At 56.2% G+C, this 17,414-nt stretch carries 18 protein-coding genes; 3 read left to right on the top strand and 15 right to left on the bottom strand.

Annotation, left to right across the window (positions count from 1 at the left end; translation table 11 throughout):
* Positions 1-47: 47 nt before the first annotated feature.
* The 6 genes from ACH3PB_RS10470 to ACH3PB_RS10445 all read right to left on the bottom strand — a co-directional run bounded on the left by ACH3PB_RS10470 (position 48) and on the right by ACH3PB_RS10445 (position 5,724).
* Complete coding sequence (locus ACH3PB_RS10470) at positions 48-1,319, bottom strand: cupin domain-containing protein (RefSeq protein WP_416394612.1); 1,272 nt, start codon at positions 1,317-1,319, stop codon at positions 48-50.
* Positions 1,316-2,716, bottom strand: coding sequence for an adenylosuccinate lyase (gene purB / locus ACH3PB_RS10465; RefSeq protein ID WP_416394611.1), 1,401 nt, complete (start codon positions 2,714-2,716; stop codon positions 1,316-1,318). The genes ACH3PB_RS10470 and purB overlap by 4 nt, the downstream gene beginning before the upstream one ends.
* Positions 2,717-2,776: 60 nt before the next feature.
* The gene (gene hflD, locus ACH3PB_RS10460; protein ID WP_416394609.1) at positions 2,777-3,433 is read right to left on the bottom strand and encodes a high frequency lysogenization protein HflD; all 657 of its coding nucleotides are present in this window, start codon (positions 3,431-3,433) and stop codon (positions 2,777-2,779) included.
* A 29-nt stretch (positions 3,434-3,462) separates the two neighbouring features.
* The gene (mnmA, locus tag ACH3PB_RS10455; RefSeq protein WP_416399443.1) at positions 3,463-4,506 is read right to left on the bottom strand and encodes a tRNA 2-thiouridine(34) synthase MnmA; all 1,044 of its coding nucleotides are present in this window, start codon (positions 4,504-4,506) and stop codon (positions 3,463-3,465) included.
* A gap of 86 nt (positions 4,507-4,592) precedes the next feature.
* Positions 4,593-5,156, bottom strand: coding sequence for an NUDIX hydrolase (locus ACH3PB_RS10450; protein ID WP_416394607.1), 564 nt, complete (start codon positions 5,154-5,156; stop codon positions 4,593-4,595).
* Positions 5,146-5,724 (bottom strand): pseudouridine synthase, encoded by a 579-nt coding sequence (locus ACH3PB_RS10445; RefSeq protein ID WP_416399442.1) that lies wholly within the window; start codon positions 5,722-5,724, stop codon positions 5,146-5,148. The genes ACH3PB_RS10450 and ACH3PB_RS10445 overlap by 11 nt, the downstream gene beginning before the upstream one ends.
* A gap of 370 nt (positions 5,725-6,094) precedes the next feature.
* Between ACH3PB_RS10445 and icd the strand changes: the two genes are divergently transcribed.
* Positions 6,095-7,372 (top strand): NADP-dependent isocitrate dehydrogenase, encoded by a 1,278-nt coding sequence (icd, locus tag ACH3PB_RS10440; RefSeq protein ID WP_416399411.1) that lies wholly within the window; start codon positions 6,095-6,097, stop codon positions 7,370-7,372.
* 118 nt (positions 7,373-7,490) lie between these two features.
* Here icd and ACH3PB_RS10435 read toward each other — a convergent pair whose 3' ends face one another.
* Positions 7,491-7,940, bottom strand: a complete 450-nt coding sequence (locus tag ACH3PB_RS10435) for a cold shock domain-containing protein (RefSeq protein WP_416399410.1) — start codon at positions 7,938-7,940, stop codon at positions 7,491-7,493.
* A 405-nt stretch (positions 7,941-8,345) separates the two neighbouring features.
* Here ACH3PB_RS10435 and clpS point away from each other — a divergent pair, with 405 nt between their 5' ends.
* Both clpS and clpA read left to right on the top strand, forming a co-directional pair.
* Positions 8,346-8,750 (top strand): ATP-dependent Clp protease adapter ClpS, encoded by a 405-nt coding sequence (gene clpS / locus ACH3PB_RS10430; protein ID WP_416399409.1) that lies wholly within the window; start codon positions 8,346-8,348, stop codon positions 8,748-8,750.
* Positions 8,751-8,804: 54 nt separating this feature from the next.
* Positions 8,805-11,084 carry an ATP-dependent Clp protease ATP-binding subunit ClpA gene (clpA, locus tag ACH3PB_RS10425; protein WP_416399408.1) on the top strand — a complete coding sequence of 760 codons (2,280 nt, stop codon included), beginning with the start codon at positions 8,805-8,807 and terminating at the stop codon, positions 11,082-11,084.
* Positions 11,085-11,209: 125 nt separating this feature from the next.
* On the opposite strand, the gene infA is transcribed toward clpA, so the two are convergent.
* The 8 genes from infA to ACH3PB_RS10385 all read right to left on the bottom strand — a co-directional run bounded on the left by infA (position 11,210) and on the right by ACH3PB_RS10385 (position 17,385).
* Entirely contained in the window at positions 11,210-11,431 is a 222-nt protein-coding gene (gene infA, locus ACH3PB_RS10420) for a translation initiation factor IF-1 (protein WP_344803285.1), read from the bottom strand.
* A 173-nt stretch (positions 11,432-11,604) separates the two neighbouring features.
* Complete coding sequence (locus ACH3PB_RS10415; protein WP_416399407.1) at positions 11,605-12,312, bottom strand: arginyltransferase; 708 nt, start codon at positions 12,310-12,312, stop codon at positions 11,605-11,607.
* A gap of 89 nt (positions 12,313-12,401) precedes the next feature.
* The gene (aat, locus tag ACH3PB_RS10410; protein ID WP_416399406.1) at positions 12,402-13,169 is read right to left on the bottom strand and encodes a leucyl/phenylalanyl-tRNA--protein transferase; all 768 of its coding nucleotides are present in this window, start codon (positions 13,167-13,169) and stop codon (positions 12,402-12,404) included.
* Positions 13,170-13,203: 34 nt separating this feature from the next.
* Positions 13,204-14,172, bottom strand: coding sequence for a thioredoxin-disulfide reductase (gene trxB, locus ACH3PB_RS10405; protein WP_416399405.1), 969 nt, complete (start codon positions 14,170-14,172; stop codon positions 13,204-13,206).
* Positions 14,173-14,382: 210 nt separating this feature from the next.
* Positions 14,383-15,315, bottom strand: a complete 933-nt coding sequence (locus ACH3PB_RS10400; protein WP_416399404.1) for an AAA family ATPase — start codon at positions 15,313-15,315, stop codon at positions 14,383-14,385.
* Entirely contained in the window at positions 15,315-16,376 is a 1,062-nt protein-coding gene (locus tag ACH3PB_RS10395; RefSeq protein ID WP_416399403.1) for an agmatine deiminase family protein, read from the bottom strand. Before ACH3PB_RS10395 ends, ACH3PB_RS10400 begins: the two co-directional genes overlap by 1 nt.
* Before the next feature lie 41 nt (positions 16,377-16,417).
* A complete protein-coding gene (locus ACH3PB_RS10390; protein ID WP_416399402.1) occupies positions 16,418-16,717 on the bottom strand; it encodes a hypothetical protein in 300 nt (99 codons plus the stop codon).
* A gap of 83 nt (positions 16,718-16,800) precedes the next feature.
* Positions 16,801-17,385 carry a PilZ domain-containing protein gene (locus ACH3PB_RS10385; protein ID WP_416399401.1) on the bottom strand — a complete coding sequence of 195 codons (585 nt, stop codon included), beginning with the start codon at positions 17,383-17,385 and terminating at the stop codon, positions 16,801-16,803.
* Positions 17,386-17,414 lie beyond the last annotated feature (29 nt).

The raw sequence follows: 17,414 nt of genomic DNA, 5'->3' as shown, positions 1-17,414 counted from the left end.
TGGTGGCAGCCCTCTCAGCTTATTTCAGGCTACGCGACGTCGTCCAGTCAGTCTTGATCGTCAGGGTCGTCTTCAAAGTCGTCGCAATGAACGCAGACGCTGCCGTGCTGATACAGCTTGAACATCAGGTGTACAAGATCGGATGCCGTGTCGAAACGCTCGGCCTCGCTGACAGGCAATTCGACAAAACGCTCGTGGCACAGGGTTTTGACATGGTCCAGCCAGCCTGCTTCGCAGTCGTAGGTATCACCATCCACACCGAATACCAGGCTGTCGCCCTCGTGACTATATACAAAGCGGGAGCCGTCGCGGCAGCTCAAGCCAGTTTCAAGGGCGGCTGCCAGCCATTCGTCGGCCGTCAGACCATTGGCCTGTGCCTGCTCGCTGAGTGCACTGCTGTTGCGGCTTTCACTGGCGGCGCGACAAAAGGCGTGTTGCAGCAGCCGACAATCATCGAGCGCGCTCAGCAGCGCCTTTCGTGCTTCAGCAAGGCTTGCTGAGTCTATGCGGCCGCTGTCGTCAGTCGTGACGCTGCCTGGGCCGCGCCGCAGCGGGTCGCTCAGCAGGCGCCCCGTCAGTTGCTCATTGGCCTCCTCGCTCCAATACAGCGCGAGCTGAGCTGGATCTATCGAGCGAAAGCCAACTGAAAGTGTAATAGCATCCTCTGAGGCGACACCAAAGTGCGCATAGCCCGGCGGCAGGTATAGCAGGTCGCCCGGATTCGCCTCAAAGGTGTCCGAAAAGGGAAAATCCTTGAGGATCTTCAGGTCGGTGTCGGTTCTTAGCCATGGTGAGAGCGCAGCGGAAATATCACCGGCGGACGGCTGTCTGCTTTTCCCGCCGATGTCTGCCGGCAGCTCGCCCAGCTGCCAGGTCCGCTTGCCCTTCACCTGTATCAGAAAGACGTCGTACTGATCGTAGTGCGGCCCTACGCTGCCGCCAGGCGGCGCAAAGCTGGCCATGATGTCGTCGAGGCGCCAGTTTGGCAGGAAGCGGAACTCGTCGAGTAGCGCCGCCATTGACGGCACCCACTGTTCCAGACCCTGCACCAGCAGGCTCCAGCCGCCGGCTGGTAGCTGTTCGAGCGTTTCGTCGTCGAATGGACCATTCTGCACTGTCCACTCGCGGCCCTCGTGGTGCTCACGCACCAGTCTCGATTCCACGGCTTCGTCCGTGGCAAAGGCCGCGAGATCGTGCTCATCGAATTCCAGTTCGTCAGCGACATCATTGAAGGCGCCAGCAACGAAGAGCGGCTTCTTGTGCCAGTGGTGCTGCAGGAAGCCTTCGATACCGAGCTTGCCAAAGCGCTCGTTAATCATGGCTTGTAGCTGCTGATCGCACGCGCCTGACCGCTCGCGAGGCCAATATAGTTTCGTGGCGTGAGAGCGAGCAGTGCATCCCGGGCATCCTGCGGAATCTCGAGACCCTGGATAAATGGCGGCAGCATATCGGCTGTAATCGCCTTGCCACGGGTTAGGTCCTTGAGCTTTTCATAGGCGCCTTCGATGGCATACCGGCGCATGACCGTCTGGATAGGCTCGGCAAGGACTTCCCAGCTGTTTTGCAAATCGGCTTCGAGACGCTCGGCATTGAGTTCCAGTTTGCCAAGGCCCTTCAGAGTGGCCTGAAAGGCGATGATGGTATGGCCGAGACCGACGCCCAGGTTCCGCAATACGGTGCTGTCGGTCAGATCACGCTGCCAGCGAGAGATTGGCAGCTTGCGGGCCAGATGCGACATGACCGCATTGGCGATGCCGAGGTTGCCTTCGGAATTTTCGAAGTCGATCGGATTGACCTTGTGCGGCATGGTCGATGAGCCCACTTCACCAGCCACGGACTTCTGCTTGAAATAACCCAGCGAAATATAGGCCCAGATATCCCTGTCGAGATCAATGATGATGGTATTCACCCGCACCATGGCATCGAACACCTCGGCGATGAAATCGTGGGGTTCGATCTGTGTCGTGTAGCGGTTCCAGGTCAAATCCATGGACTCGACGAAGCTTTGTGCCAGTTGCTCCCAGTCCAGCTGCGGGTAGGCCGAGACGTGAGCATTGAAATTCCCGACTGCGCCATTGATCTTGCCAAGGTACTCAAGGCCGGCGATCTGTTTCAGCTGTCGCTGCAGACGCGCGACGACATTCGCAAACTCTTTGCCTACAGTAGTCGGTGAGGCAGTCTGACCATGCGTTCTCGACAGCATGGGCTGATCGGCAAAGCTGTTCGCCATTTCGGCGAGATTCTGGCTGATCTCGTTGATCATCGGAACGACTACTTCGCTCATGGCCCGTTTGAGCATCAGCGCGTAAGCGAGATTGTTGATGTCCTCCGAAGTACAGGCAAAATGCACGTACTCACTGATGGCGGCGAGTTCGCGAGGTGCTTCACCGGCCGCCAGTCGATCCTTGATGTAGTACTCGATAGCCTTGACGTCGTGATTCGTTACGGCCTCATGATCCTTCACGGCCTGGGCATCGCCTTCAGTCATGTCTTCATAAAGACTGCTCAGAAACTGCCTCGTTTCTGCAGAGAACGCTGGCACTTCTTCAATTTCCGGGTGATCGGCAAGAGCGATCAGCCAGCGGATTTCCACTTCGGTTCGTGCGCGGATCAGGGCGAACTCACTCATGTGCGCTCGCAGTGCGCGGGTCTTCGAGCCGTAGCGGCCGTCGATCGGTGAAATGGCGTTGAGCTCGGTGAGGGCGTTCTGGGTCATATGGGTTGCTCTTTGACTGTAGATTCTGACTTGAAAGAATGAAGTGGCACTACCCAGCCACTAGGCCTGGTTCATCAACCGCGACTGGACGGCTTCGATGGCGTTGAGATGTGCAGACTTGCTGAACAGCAGGCGCCAGCGACGCCCACCGGTCTGGCGCCAGAGGATGGCAGCGCGGATTCCGGTCAACAGAATCGCGCGGATCTTGTCTGCGTTCTCATCCACACGCAGATATTTTGGATCGCCGGTCACCTGAATGCGCTGTGGAAAGGTGCTTACGGTATCGGTGTAAAGCGACGCGCAGGCACCGACGATCGTGCTGTGGTTGAGGGGGAAATGTTGCGACTGCATCTTGATCTGATCGATGCGCTTGCCCATGAGCGCCATGAGATCGCTACGTTTGCGTAACCTGTTCTCGAGAAACAGTAGTGTAAGGGCATAGCGCATGACGTCGATACGTCGCTTTTCCTGGCGTCGGCCAAGTGCACCTTTGAGCTCTTCGAGCCCTGGCATCAGGCTGCGCAGCCCTGGGCCTGAACCGTCCCCTGCATACACCGCCGGCACCGACTCCGCATCGGTTTTGAGTAGACTGGCCATGAGACAGTTCATGGCATCCTGGTCGAGCTGCCCCTGCTTGGCGAGGTCGTTGACAAGTTTTGCAGACATGAACACGGCTGACAGTGCTATGACCTGGTCTTCGAGTGAATACTGAGACATAAGAAAAAAGAACCAACTATCAGAAATGATCAGAGGATGATACCACCGCCGAGGCAGCGGAGTCCGTCATAAAACACGATGGATTGACCTGGCGTGACGGCTCGCTGGGGGAGGTCGAAGCGGACTTCGGCCTGGTTTTCATGCAGTGAAACCGTACAGGCAACGTCGGGCTGTCGATAGCGGATCTTCGCCATCAGCTTCGCTCTCGGCGGTGGACTTCCCGCCACCCAATCCAGGTGGCCGGCAGTGAGCCCCGAACGAAACAGCAGCGGATGGCCGCTGCCCTGGACCACGGTGAGTGTGTTGTCGTCGAGGTTCTTCCTGGCTACGTACCATGGCGCTTCGCCGTAATCACTCAGGCCGCCGATATGCAGACCCTGGCGCTGTCCGATCGTGTGATACATCAGCCCTTGATGGCGGCCAATGATATCACCGTGTTCGGTGACGATATCGCCTGGCTGGGCTGGCAGGTAGGTCTTCAGAAAGTCACTGAACTTGCGTTCGCCTATGAAACAGATACCCGTGCTGTCTTTCTTGTCATGGGTGATCAGGCCAAGATCGGCTGCCAGTCGTCTCACTTCGGTCTTGATCATGCCTCCAAGCGGAAACAGGGTCTTCGCGAGTGCTGCCTGCGGCACAGCATGCAGGAAATAGCTCTGATCCTTGGCCGGATCGGCACCCTTCATAAGCCAGGTCTGGTCGCCCAGAACCGCCGTTTGTGCATAATGACCGGTGGCTATGTAGTCTGCGCCGAGCGTCTGCGCATATTCCAGAAAGGCCTTGAACTTGATCTCGCGGTTACAGAGGATGTCCGGGTTGGGCGTACGAGCCTGAGCATACTCCTGCAGAAAATGCTCGAATACGCGATCCCAGTATTCAGCAGCGAAGCTCGCGGTATGAAGCTTGATGCCGAGGGTGTTGGCAACGGCTGTCGCATCTTCAAGGTCGGCCATGGCTGTGCAGGCGTCAGTGCCGTCATCCTCGTCCCAGTTCTTCATGAACAGGCCTTCAACCTGATAGCCAGCCTGAACCAATAGCGCGGCGGCCAATGAAGAATCTACGCCGCCAGACATCCCGACGATGACCCGGGTGCGTTGGGGCGATCTGGCTGTCGCGACTGTCGGTTGCTGCGATGCTTGCGGTGCGTGTCCAGCTGCCGTCAAGGCCTGTCTCCGGTTGAAAATTCCTGAATGAGATCGAGCGGGTATCGTCGCCCCGACAGATAATCGCTGATACATGCCATGATCAGGGGACTGCGGTGGCGGTCTGAAGTGGCTGCCAGTGCGGCGCGGTCCATCCAGAGGGCGCGGATGATAGCATCGTCGAGATCGTTTGTAATCTGAGCAACTGGCTCCGCCAGGAAGCTATAGCGATGATAGACCCGGTCATGACCCGTCGGTTCGGGGATCCGCAGCACATAAATGCCGAGAAATGCCCGCAGCTTCACCTGCCAGCCGGTTTCCTCCAGGGCTTCGCGAATGGCGGCATCCGCAATGGTCTCGCCGTACTCCACATGACCAGCCGGCTGATTGAAGACACTACGGCCTTCGATACCCTCTTCTACCATCAGGAACTCGAGATTATCGACCAGGGCGTTGGCGTTCGAGGGCTTGCTGGCAAATGGATCCAGCTGAATACCCGTGGCGCATCGGGGAACTACGCAAGCCACAGTAGCATGTGGATACCATCTGTCGTCAGAGGGCAATATCTGCTCATGAGCCATGACGCGGTGTACCTCGGCGGTGGCGGGGTGATGTTGCCGCTGGTGGTAGGAGTTCGTCCGGCACCGGTCGAGTCCGCCACGCCCCCGGCGCCAGACCAGCAAGGTCCAGCTCACCAATCTGCCAGCGAACCAGGCGCAGGGTGGGGAAGCCTACAGCGGCTGTCATACGGCGAACCTGGCGATTACGACCTTCAGTGATACACAGCGATAACCAGCTCGTGGGAATCATCTTTCGAAAGCGCACGGGAGGCTCGCGTGGCCATAAATCCGGCGTCTCGATTCGCCGTGCTACGGCTGGGCGGGTGAGGCCATCCTTCAGTTCGACACCATTGGTCAACTGCATCAGCGCGTCATCAGTAATGTCACCCTCGACCTGCACAAGATAGGTTTTTGGCAGCTTGAACCGAGGCTCGGCAATGCGCGCCTGCAGCCAACCCTGGTTGGTCAGCAGCAGGAGGCCTTCAGAGTCATAGTCAAGGCGTCCCGCCGGATAATAGCCGGGTGCGTCGATGAAATCGGCCAGCGTTCGCTTGTCATCGCTGCCGCTAAACTGGCACAGCACGTTCATGGGCTTGTTGAACACGATGATGGCCTTTTGCACCTCTTCGGTGGTCCGAACTGGTGCATCGTCAGTGCTGTTGCGCAGACGCGGTGCGCGCCCTTTGTAGCGCTCTGAATTTTCACTTCGGGGTTTCAAATTGAACGCCAGCCGTAACATAAAACTGCTATAGTATCGACTTGAATGCACTGCTACAAATGGCGTCCTACCCAGCGCAAATTCCAGAGCAGGGCTCTGGTTTGCGTGTGCTGATCTGCCAGCCATGGCTCACCTGAAGGTGACGGCAGTCCGTGGCTCACCAACACGCAGCTGGCCAACTCCCGGCCAGCCGGTAGTCGATATGACCGGTGCAATATAAACAAGAAACGGAGTTTAATTAATGGGATACCAAAAGATCAGGGTGCCAGCCGATGGTGACAAAATTACCGTCAATGCAGATCTCTCCCTGAATGTACCGAATCACCCCATCATCCCGTTCATCGAAGGCGACGGTATCGGTGTAGATATTTCACCGGTCATGATCAAGGTCGTCGACGCGGCGGTTCAGAAAGCCTACGGCACCAAACGGGCCATAGCCTGGATGGAGGTGTATTGCGGCGAAAAGTCGACCAAGGTCTATGGGCCTGATGAATGGATGCCTGCAGAAACACTCGAAGCCCTGCGCGAATATTCCGTGAGTATCAAAGGGCCACTCACTACGCCGGTAGGCGGCGGTATTCGTTCATTGAATGTCGCGCTAAGACAGGAGCTGGATCTGTATGTCTGTATCCGTCCCGTGCGCTGGTTCAAGGGTGTGCCGAGTCCGGTCCGTGCGCCTGAAAAGACCGATATGATCATCTTCAGGGAAAACTCTGAAGATATTTATGCGGGTATCGAATGGAAGGCCAACAGCGACGGTGCCAAGAAGCTGATCAAGTTTCTGCGTGAGGAAATGGGCGTGACCAAGATCCGCTTTCCTGAGAGCTGTGGTATCGGTATCAAGCCAGTATCGGAAGAGGGTACGAAACGCCTGGTCAGGAAGGCCATCCAGTACGCCATCGATAACGACAAGCCCTCTGTCACGCTGGTGCACAAGGGTAACATCATGAAGTTCACTGAAGGCGCTTTCAAGGACTGGGGCTACGAGCTGGCACGCGAACGATTCGGCGCAGAGCTGCTCGAAGGCGGGCCGTGGATGCAGTTGAAGAATCCAAAAACCGGTAAGACGATTGTCATCAAGGATGTAATTGCGGACGCGTTCCTGCAGCAGATCCTCATGAGGCCTGAGGATTATAGTGTTATCGCAACTCTGAACCTGAACGGGGATTATATTTCTGATGCGCTGGCGGCGGAAGTTGGTGGTATCGGTATAGCGCCGGGTGCCAATATAGGTGGTAGTGTCTCTATTTTCGAGGCCACCCACGGCACGGCTCCGAAGTACGCCGGACAGGACAAGGTCAATCCTGGCTCGCTAATTCTATCGGCAGAAATGATGCTGCGGTACATGGGTTGGACTGAAGCGGCAGACCTGGTGCTGACCGGAATATCGGCTGCCATCGAAGCGAAAACCGTGACTTACGACTTCGAGCGATTGATGCCGGATGCCACTCTGATGAAGACGTCGCAGTTCGGAGACGCGATAATAGGGCATATCAATAAGGCTACGGTCGGTCTCTGATCGATCGCGAATCGACTAGGCAGTCGATTGATATGGAGACTGAACGGGTGGACCTGAAATTCAGGTCCACCTGACTCGACCTACTGCGTGAGAAAGGATTGAAGCTGACCGTGTTCGGTCAGGAATCTGCACCAACAGCTCTACTGGCCTGTCTGGTCCGATCTTCACCCTTTGTCGGGTCAGATTTTTTCTCTTCCGAAGCGATGCCATGCCCATCTGCTGTCGTATCATCCGGCGACTGCTGCTTCAGCGGTTTGCCGCTGTCACCTGTAGCCGAGGATTCAGTACTGGCTACCTCGCCACTGCGTGACTGACTTTGGTCCGAATGAACGATAGGGTTGCCTGATTCGTCTATTGGGACGATATCAACTGCGTGAAAACCCTTGCCGCTCGGCTGCGCCTGGAAAAGCACCCGCTGACCAGCCTTCAAGGTCCGATAACCTTCCATCTTAATCGCTGAAAAATGTGCGAAGAGATCTTCGTTGGCAAGATCGCTATTGTCTTCATCAGCAATAATAAAGCCATATCCTTTGGCATTGTTGAACCATTTCACTTTACCCTGAGGCATGTTCGACTCCCATGTCCTTCTGCATCGGTAACCGCTAATCCTGTCTGGAAGCGTACAGGCTGACGTCGGGCAGCGCTGTAATACCGAAAATTTCTTGTTGTTGACCCCGTGCAGTCGATCTGGCTACATAAGGCCGGACGTATTGTATACAGTTGAAAAGCAGAACCTGAGTCCCCACTTACAAAACTATACAATCCTACTGCTAACTGAAGCGAATCAGCTGGAACAATGATACTACCAGCGAGTCAGGATTGTAACTGAATGCAACAAGCCATTTAAAATATTCGCTTAAGTCCACATATCATGTACGAAGGGCGTGACGGGAGCGGATCGGGAGTCTTCCTAACGCGGTCACAATGTGGCCACCTTTCGTTACCAAATTCTAAGATTCTTAATCTGACAGGCATGGGTAAAGTCATAGATACTCGACTAGAATTAAATTCAGACAGCGCGATGTGCCGAGCCTCCATGACTGGTGACGAGGGTTCACGCGAAGACGAGGACAGACGTGGGGCCGGAGGTCTGGCAATAGCGCCAGCCAAACCAGCGCTGCAACGTCCAGCCGAATATTGTGTCGTCATGCTTAATGACGACTATACGCCGATGGAATTCGTGGTGGAGGTGCTAATGACGTTTTTTGGGCACAACGAAGCGAAGGCCACCGAGATCATGCTCACCGTGCATACGCAGGGCCGGGCAATATGTGGTGTCTATAGCAAGGATGTTGCAGAGACCAAAGCTGCACAGGTTAATCAATACGCAGCCGAGTGTGAACATCCGCTGGTATGCGAGATTGAACGGGCCGTTTAAAGATGGTTTTCCAATCATCGCTTATAGAAGATCGCAAGATCGAAGAGGTGAAATATGTTAAGTAAGGACCTCGAACTTACGCTGAACGCGGCATTCAAGAATGCACGTGAAAGACGTCATGAGTTCATGACCGTAGAGCATTTGCTGCTCGCCCTTCTGGATAACGAGTCCGCTGTGAAAGTGCTTCACGCCTGCGGAGCGGATATCGAGCAGCTGCGTGGCGAGCTCTCCGAGTTCGTGAATTCCACCACGCCACTTATCGCGACTGATGATCAGGAGCGCGAAACTCAACCAACTCTGGGCTTCCAGCGGGTGCTGCAGCGCGCAGTATTCCATGTGCAGTCCTCTGGCAAGAAAGAAGTCACCGGTGCCAACGTACTCGTTGCCATCTTCAGTGAGCAGGAAAGCCAGGCAGTTTATGTGCTGAAGAAGCAGAACGTCGCTCGCATCGATGTCGTCAACTTCATCTCCCACGGCATCAGCAAGATCGGTGGCGAAGGCGCACGTGATGAAGATGGCGAGTCAGTCGAGGAAGGTTCGGACGAGCAGGGCGGCGCTTCACCACTCGATGCGTATGCTACAAACCTTAATGAGCTGGCCAAGCAGGGTCGGATCGACCCACTGATCGGTCGCGACAGCGAGCTGCTCAGGGTGATGCAGGTGTTGTCACGTCGCCGCAAGAACAACCCGCTTTTGGTTGGCGAGGCCGGTGTTGGCAAGACGGCCATCGCTGAGGGTCTGGCGAAGCGTATTGTCGATGGTCAAGTGCCTGAGATCATCAAGGAAGCTGTCGTATACAGTCTTGATATGGGCGCACTCTTGGCCGGCACGAAATATCGCGGTGACTTTGAGAAGCGCTTCAAGGCCTTGTTGAAAGAACTGAAGAAGCAGGACAAGTCCATTCTCTTTATTGACGAGATCCATACCATTATCGGTGCGGGTTCAGCGTCAGGCGGTGTTATGGATGCGTCCAACCTCCTCAAGCCATTGCTGAGCAGTGGTGAGATGCGCTGTATCGGTTCAACGACGTTTACTGAATTCCGCGGCATCTTCGAGAAGGACAGTGCGCTGGCGCGTCGCTTCCAGAAGGTCGATGTCAGCGAACCCTCAGTAGAAGACACTGTCGAGATCCTCCGGGGCCTGCGCAAGTACTTCGAGCAGCATCACGGTATCAAGTATACCGACGAAGCGCTGAAGGGTGCTGCGGAGCTGGCAGATCGGTATATCAACGATCGTCACATGCCTGACAAGGCCATTGACGTTATCGATGAGGCTGGTGCCAGTCAGCGGCTGAAGCCGGCAAGCGAGCGCAAGTCAGTCATCGATCTCGAGTTGATCGAAAGTATTGTCGCTTCAATTGCCAGAATTCCGTCGAAGACGGTGTCCTCGACCGACAAGGACAAGCTCAAGCGACTCGAGCGTGACCTGAAGATGGTGGTGTTTGGTCAGGATCCTGCTATCGGTGCGCTGTGTACGGCGATCAAGCTCTCACGTGCCGGTCTGACGACTGAAGGCAAGCCTGAAGGCTCCTTCCTGTTCGCAGGTCCGACTGGTGTGGGCAAGACCGAAGTGACCCGTCAGCTGGCGAAGATCATGGGTGTCGAGTTGGTGCGCTTCGATATGTCGGAGTACATGGAGCGTCATACCGTGTCACGACTGATTGGTGCGCCTCCGGGCTACGTTGGCTTCGACCAAGGCGGTCTGTTGACCGAAGCGGTCACCAAGCATCCGCACTGTGTGCTGCTGCTCGACGAGATCGAGAAGGCGCATCCTGAGGTCTTCAACCTGCTGCTGCAGGTCATGGATCACGGTACGCTGACCGATAACAATGGACGCAAGGCCGATTTCCGCCACGTCATTCTGGTCATGACCACGAATGCCGGTGCCGAAGAGATGAGCCGACGCTCGATTGGTTTCAGCAGCCAGGATCATGCAACAGACGGTATGGAGATCATCACCAAGAGCTTCACGCCCGAGTTCAGGAACCGTCTGGATGGCATCATTCAGTTCGATCCGCTGGCGCCAACCTCGATCACCCACGTGGTCGACAAGTTCCTCACGGAGCTACAGGCGCAGTTGGACGAGAAGCGTGTTCTGCTTGATCTGGATACTGAAGCCAAAGCGTGGCTGGCAGTGCACGGCTACGACAAGAAGATGGGTGCTCGACCGATGGGCCGCCTGATTCAGGAGCACATCAAGAAGACGCTGGCTGAGGAGATTCTGTTCGGCGAACTGGCCGACCACGGTGGTACAGCCTATGTCTCGGTAAAGGACGACAAGCTGACCTTCCAGTTCGAGCCGACAAAGTCTCTCGAAGACGCGTCAGCCGAGTAGGTCTGATTGCAGCGAACGCCTTGCCGGATCTGATTCGGTGAGGCGGCTCACCGCACAAACGAGGCTGTACAGTTCGCTGTACGGCCTTTTTTATGGCCTATCTGTCTGTAAAGAGAGGCGTCGGCTTACTTGGCGCGGTAGACGATGCGGCCCTTGCTCAGGTCGTAAGGTGACATTTCGACCTTGACCTTGTCTCCAGTCAGTATGCGGATATAGTTCTTGCGCATCTTGCCAGAAATGTGTGCAGTCATAATGTGACCGTTCTCGAGCTCAACCCGGAACATGGTGTTTGGCAGGGTATCGACGATAGTCCCTTCCATTTCAATACTGTTGTCTTCTTTTGCCATCCGGCATCAACCCTCTGTTGGACTGTTGGTCGTTACTACGCCTCGGCGCGGCAAACGGCCTGACCGAGTTGCAGCAAAACGGCGCACCCGGTGAAAATTAAGAATATTGGTATGTGCAGAAAAATGAGGACGGATTTTGCACGAGTTTCGGGCAAAACGCAAAAAAGCCGAGTTCAGCCTATAGCGAGCCAGCGGCCGTGCACCAGCATTTCGAGCGGTCGATAGTTGGTTTTATACGACATTTTCTGACAACCGCGTATCCAGTAACCCAGGTAGAGATACGGCACACCGCGCTCATGGGCATAGGCAATTTGCCAGAGCACAGCAAAAACACCGAGGCTTCGTCTGGCCTGGAGGTTGTCATAGAAGGTGTAGATGGCTGAAAGCCCATCAGCAGTATGATCGATTACAGCCACCGCCAGCAGATTGCCATCGTCGATAAACTCCACGAACTCGGTTTCTGGTCGAGCCTCCAGCAGGAAGTTTTCAAACTGGCTCAGGCTGGGTGGATACATGTCCCCGTCGGCATGCTTCGTGTTGATATACCGTTCGTAAAGCGCAAAATGCCGTGGATCATATTCGGGCTTACGAATGTTGATCGTCAGGTCCTTGTTGCGCGACACAATTCGCTTCTGGCTCTTGCTGAGCCGAAAGTGGGCCACTGGAATGCGGACAGGAATGCAAGCACTGCAAGCCTCGCATTTGGGCTTGTAGTAATGATTGCCACTACGACGGAAGCCATTAAGCGACAGTCTGGAATAGGTCTCGAAATCGATTTCTGCCGATGGATCGACAAATACCGTGGTAGCGAGACGTCCGTCGAGATAACTGCACTCGTGCTCGGGCGTAGCGAAGTAGATTAGTGAGTGAAGCTTGGTCACGTTATTTATCACAGCTCAACAATAATCCAGATGGACTAAGCATACTGCAAAAAACCTTGGATGAAAGCGAATGTGTGCCGCTTTAGGCTTCATGAAACGTTTTGTAATAATTCCGGAATCATTTTCCATTGATGTTGCGGGCTACTTTCTGCGGCCACATGCATCTCGAGCAAGGCTGAAAATTCGACGCGGGGCATCACTGTGGCCCCAAGGGAGAGCAGATGATCACTGACGACCTGGCAGTCGAGCAGGCGATAACCCCAGTGGGTGAGGTGCCAGAACAGTAGCGCGATAACAATTTTCGAGGCATCAGTCTGCCGCGAGAACATGGACTCGCCGAAAAAACAGCGGCCGAGAGCGAGGCCATAGAGTCCGCCGACAAGTTGCCAGCGGCCGTTGTCCGTCAGGTGCCAAAGCTCTGCCGAATGCGCGTGTCCGGCTTTGTGCAAGCGGTGATAAGCCCGTGTCATGTCGGGCGTTATCCACGTTTCCTCACGATCCGCACAGGCGGCCATGGTGGCGGCGAAATCAGTATCGAAAGTGAAGCGATAGTTTGGGGACGACATCTGTCGTTTGATTCGGCGGCGGAGACTGCGGCTGACATGAAGATCGCCTGGCAGGAAGAGGCAGCGAGGATCCGGCGACCACCATAGTATGGGCTGGTCCGAAGAAAACCAGGGAAAGATGCCTTTTCCATAGGCGCTCAACAAGCGTCCCATAGAGAGATCCCCGCCTGCACAGAGCAGACCATCAGGTTCTTCGAGCGCCGTCTCTACTGGAGGGAAGTGATAGCTGAGTTCGCCGCTCGATGAGCGCTCTACTGAGCGTTCATCGAGCCAGGGCAGGTAGGCTGGCATGTCAGAACCGGCTCAGCGTCTGGACATGGCCCATTCAGCTATCTAGAAACTTCTCGGCGTCGAGTGCGGCCATACAGCCGAAACCCGCGGAGGTGATGGCCTGACGATAGACATGATCGCTGACGTCACCAGCGGCGAACACGCCAGGCACGCTCGTTGCCGTAGCATTGCCACTGAGTCCGGACTTGATCTTGATATAGCCGTCCGTCATGTCGAGCTGGCCTTCAAAAATGTCGGTATTCGGCTTGTGACCGATAGCAATGAACACACCCTGTAACTGCAGGTCACGGGTGGCATCGCCATCACGCTGTTTGATGCGCAAGCCAGTCACGCCGCTGTCGTCGCCGAGCACTTCGTCGACGACATGGTCCCAGATGATTTCGATCAGGCCGGCTTCCACTTTTTCCATCAGTCGCGCCTGCAGGATCTTTTCAGCACGCAACTTGTCGCGGCGATGAACCAGGTAGACCTTCTTTGCAATATTCGCAAGATACAATGCCTCTTCGACCGCGGTATTGCCGCCGCCGATTACAGCCACATCCTGCTTACGGTAGAAAAAGCCGTCACAGGTGGCGCAGGCGCTTACGCCCTTGCCCATGAATTTCTCTTCTGATGGTAGGCCCAGGTACATGGCCGAGGCGCCAGTGCAGATGATAAGAGCATCGCAGGTATAGACCGCGCTATCGCCTTCGAGTCTGAAGGGTCGGCTGGTCAGATCAGTGGTATGGATATGGTCGAAAAGAACTTCAGTGTCGAAGCGCTCGGCATGCTTGAGCATGCGCTGCATGAGCTCCGGCCCCTGCACACCATGTTCATCGCCCGGCCAGTTGTCGACCTCAGTGGTCGTAGTCAGCTGTCCGCCCTGCTGCATGCCGGTGATCATGACCGGCTTCAGGTTGGCGCGTGCGGCGTATACGGCGGCTGTATATCCGGCGGGCCCAGAGCCGAGAATCAGGAGTTGTATGTGTCGGGTTGGCTTGGTTTTCTTTTGGGCTTCGCTCATGAAGAATCCTTTGTAGCGGACATGGACGGCAACAGCCGGAGCTGCTGTGGCAACGCCAGGTCAGGGCTTTGATGTTGGTGGTCAGGCATAAAATCAATGGGGGCACATTAGCACAGAACAAGGCGCGATATGATGAGTTCTGGCAATCGCAGACATAGCAAAGTTATGCCTGTCGGTAGCGCTGGCGGGCACGAATTGCGGCCGTTAGCGTCATAGCGCAGGCACCTGCTGTAGGATCTGCTCCGATAGCGGGTGATGGCTGGCACGGCTGCTGCTGCCAAGACGATGTTCGATAACAGCGGGTAGCACGGCCTGCACGTCATCCGGCAGTGCGAAATCCCGTTCGTGCATGAGCGCCCATGCCTTGGCCGCGCGGACGAGGGCAATTGCGCCTCGCGGCGAAAGGCCGTTACCCATTTTGCTGCCAGAGCGTGTGAAGGCGATGATGCGCTGAACATAGTCGAGCAGTGCGTCGCTGGTATGAATACGCTCCACGGCATCCTGGAGCACAGTGAGCGTGTCTGGCGAGAGCATGCTTTCCATTGCCTGGACCATGGCTCGGCGATCGACGCCCTGCAGCAGTTCACGCTCGGCCTTTGGTGGCGGGAAGCCGAGATGGATGCGCATGAAGAAGCGATCCATTTGTGATTCCGGGAGCAGATAGGTGCCACTCTGGTCGCTGGGATTCTGCGTCGCGATCACAAAGAATGGCTTTGGCAGAGGATGCGTCGTGCCTTCGATGCTGATCTGGCGTTCTTCCATGGCCTCAAGCAGCGCACTCTGCGCTTTCGGCGTTGCGCGATTGATTTCATCGGCCAGCACCAGCTGTGCGAATAGCGGGCCGGGGTGAAAAACGAACTCGTTACTATTCTTGTCGAACAGATTCAGGCCGAGCAGGTCGGCCGGCAGCAGGTCGCTGGTAAACTGGATGCGGTTGTACGACAGACCCAGTGCGTTTGCGAGTGCATGCGAGAGCGTGGTCTTCCCCATGCCCGGAATGTCCTCGATCAACAGATGTCCCTTGCAGAGCAGACAACACAGCGCCATCGTGATCTGCTCGGACTTGCCGAGAATGACCGTTTCGATATTCAGCTGTGTCTGGCGCAGGTTGCCCAGCGCCGTCTGCAGTGCTTTCAGTGACATCAGTCGACACCCTCCGGGAGCTGCATGGTAACGCAGTGCAGGCTGCCGCCCTGGGTTATGAGGACACTGCAGTCGATGGGGATGATTTCGCGATCGGGGAAGCATTTGCGCATGATGCGAATGGCTTCCTCGTCTTCCGGCGCGCTATAGGTCGGTAGTAGCACCGCATCGTTGATAATAAGGAAGTTGGCGTAGGTTGCTGGCAGACGGTTGCCCTCGTCGTCGAACTGCGGCGAAACCATAGGGAGAGGCGTCAGTTCGTAGGGCTGGTGGTCGCTGGTGCGCAAGGCCTGCAGCTGGGCTTCCATGGCATCGAGCGCCGACTTGTGCTCGTCCTCAGGGTCCTGGCATTGCACATAGCAGATCTGCCGCTCGCCATAGAAGCGCGCCAGGGTGTCGATATGACCATCGGTATCGTCGCCGGCGAGGTAGCCGTGATCCAGCCAGTGCACGGTATCGCAGCCGAAATGCTTGGCGAAGATCTTGCCGACGCTGGTCTTGGTCTGTTCGGGATTGCGCGTGGCACTCGTCACACAGCGGGTCGTCGTGAGAATCGTGCCCGCCCCGTTGGACTCGATGGCACCACCTTCGAGGATGTAGTCCACATGATGCAGCTGAGTCATGCCGAAGGTATCGAGCTCGTGCAGGATGGTCGTGAGCTGATTGTCTTTCTCCGCCGCGAACTTGCCGCCCCAGGCATTGAACTGGAAGTCGATCAGGACGGCTTCCGGCTCCTGCTCGCCTGGCATGCGTTCGTAGACCGTGATCGGGCCATGGTCGCGCACCCAGGTATCATTGGATGGTGCGTGAACCAGTTTGACCTGGCGTGGATCCACACCCGCAGCACCGAGTTCATCAGCAATACGCTCGATGATCTCGAAGGACTGGCAGTTGATGATGAGGGCCTGATGACGGCAGATGGCCAGCGCGATCTCCAGGAACGTGGCATGGGCACGCTCGAGCTGATCCTGCCAGTCGGTCTGTTCGTGGGGCCAGGTGAGTAGCACCGCGCTCTGCGGCTCCCACTCTGCGGGCAGTCGGATTCTTCTTGTCTGTGTCAATGTAGGTCAACTGTTTTCGGTGGCTGAGAGAGCTGCGTACTTTACCCTGACTTCAGAACGGTGTGAATCACAGTATTGTTTTCGAAAAACACGGAATATCCGGGATATTCCCAGATCGTGATCGCCGGGTCGCCGACAGGGCCTCTCACTCTGACAGGCTCACCGAACTCACGCTGAACGGTATCCTGAGGAAGACCCGGCTCCGGTAGCTTACCGTCGTAGGCGGACTTCTGTCTCTGCATTTGCGAAGCGACGCCGATCTTCAGTTCGTCGGCTTGTACAGGGGCTAAGGTAAGTCCCAGGCAGAGCAGGGCTGGCGTAATGAGTTGAAGCGTCTTCAATGGTCTGTACTCCTGTGCGTTGCCCGTCCCGAGCGGCAACGGAAACCGCGCCGGGACAAGCTGGCTGATCAGAATGCTAACGACTAACCCAGCAGGTCGTCGTCCCGAAACATGTGGTGACGGTCCACCGGCGTGATGACAGGCTCGGCTGATTCTTCGTAATAGCGACGCCGTTCATTCTGCTGCATGCGAAGAATGTGCTTGGCGATAAGCTGTCGCTGGCTTTCGTCCAGGTCCAGAAATGCGGTTCGGACCCAGTAGCCGTCCTCTTCATGCTGCACATCAATGACTTCGACGTGAACGATCATGGTGGTATAACCGGGCAGGAAGGTCGCCTTCACGGCCAGGCGGTCGCCTGGCTGCTGCATCCCGCCCACCTGAAAAGCCATGCCGCCCTCGCTCAGGCTGATTTCAGTCAGGCGCTGCTCGTCGAGCTTGTCTTCGGTAAGCGCTAGTGTGCGTGCAATCAGGTCGATCTTTCGGCTCTGCAACTTGAACAGTGAGACGATGTGTCTGTTCACCTCCGGCAGATCATGCAGGCTCGTCAGGGCTCGCTGGCACTCGACGTCGATCTTCTGCAGCTCGGTCAGCAGCTCGTAGTACACTGGCCGAACGCTGAGCTCATCATCGCGATCGGCACGGACAGCGTGGTATTCAATCTGTGCCATTGTTCTGACACGAAAGAAATTACGTCTGT

This window comes from Allohahella sp. A8 (assembly GCF_047946665.1).
In the GTDB taxonomy this organism is placed as follows: domain Bacteria; phylum Pseudomonadota; class Gammaproteobacteria; order Pseudomonadales; family Oleiphilaceae; genus Allohahella.
Note: the sequence above shows the minus strand (reverse complement) of the source record. Positions and strands in the feature narration are given on the sequence as shown.

What these genes read in the sequence shown, in the direction of transcription:
- ACH3PB_RS10470 (WP_416394612.1), bottom strand. Translation starts at nt 1,319, where the DNA reads ATGATTAACGAGCGCTTTGGCAAGCTCGGTATCGAAGGCTTCCTGCAG.
- purB (WP_416394611.1), bottom strand. Translation starts at nt 2,716, where the DNA reads ATGACCCAGAACGCCCTCACCGAGCTCAACGCCATTTCACCGATCGAC.
- hflD (WP_416394609.1), bottom strand. Translation starts at nt 3,433, where the DNA reads ATGTCTCAGTATTCACTCGAAGACCAGGTCATAGCACTGTCAGCCGTG.
- mnmA (WP_416399443.1), bottom strand. Translation starts at nt 4,506, where the DNA reads ATGTCTGGCGGCGTAGATTCTTCATTGGCCGCCGCGCTATTGGTTCAG.
- ACH3PB_RS10450 (WP_416394607.1), bottom strand. Translation starts at nt 5,156, where the DNA reads ATGGCTCATGAGCAGATATTGCCCTCTGACGACAGATGGTATCCACAT.
- ACH3PB_RS10445 (WP_416399442.1), bottom strand. Translation starts at nt 5,724, where the DNA reads ATGAACGTGCTGTGCCAGTTTAGCGGCAGCGATGACAAGCGAACGCTG.
- icd (WP_416399411.1), top strand. Translation starts at nt 6,095, where the DNA reads ATGGGATACCAAAAGATCAGGGTGCCAGCCGATGGTGACAAAATTACC.
- ACH3PB_RS10435 (WP_416399410.1), bottom strand. Translation starts at nt 7,940, where the DNA reads ATGCCTCAGGGTAAAGTGAAATGGTTCAACAATGCCAAAGGATATGGC.
- clpS (WP_416399409.1), top strand. Translation starts at nt 8,346, where the DNA reads ATGGGTAAAGTCATAGATACTCGACTAGAATTAAATTCAGACAGCGCG.
- clpA (WP_416399408.1), top strand. Translation starts at nt 8,805, where the DNA reads ATGTTAAGTAAGGACCTCGAACTTACGCTGAACGCGGCATTCAAGAAT.
- infA (WP_344803285.1), bottom strand. Translation starts at nt 11,431, where the DNA reads ATGGCAAAAGAAGACAACAGTATTGAAATGGAAGGGACTATCGTCGAT.
- aat (WP_416399406.1), bottom strand. Translation starts at nt 13,169, where the DNA reads ATGCCAGCCTACCTGCCCTGGCTCGATGAACGCTCAGTAGAGCGCTCA.
- trxB (WP_416399405.1), bottom strand. Translation starts at nt 14,172, where the DNA reads ATGAGCGAAGCCCAAAAGAAAACCAAGCCAACCCGACACATACAACTC.
- ACH3PB_RS10400 (WP_416399404.1), bottom strand. Translation starts at nt 15,315, where the DNA reads ATGTCACTGAAAGCACTGCAGACGGCGCTGGGCAACCTGCGCCAGACA.
- ACH3PB_RS10385 (WP_416399401.1), bottom strand. Translation starts at nt 17,385, where the DNA reads ATGGCACAGATTGAATACCACGCTGTCCGTGCCGATCGCGATGATGAG.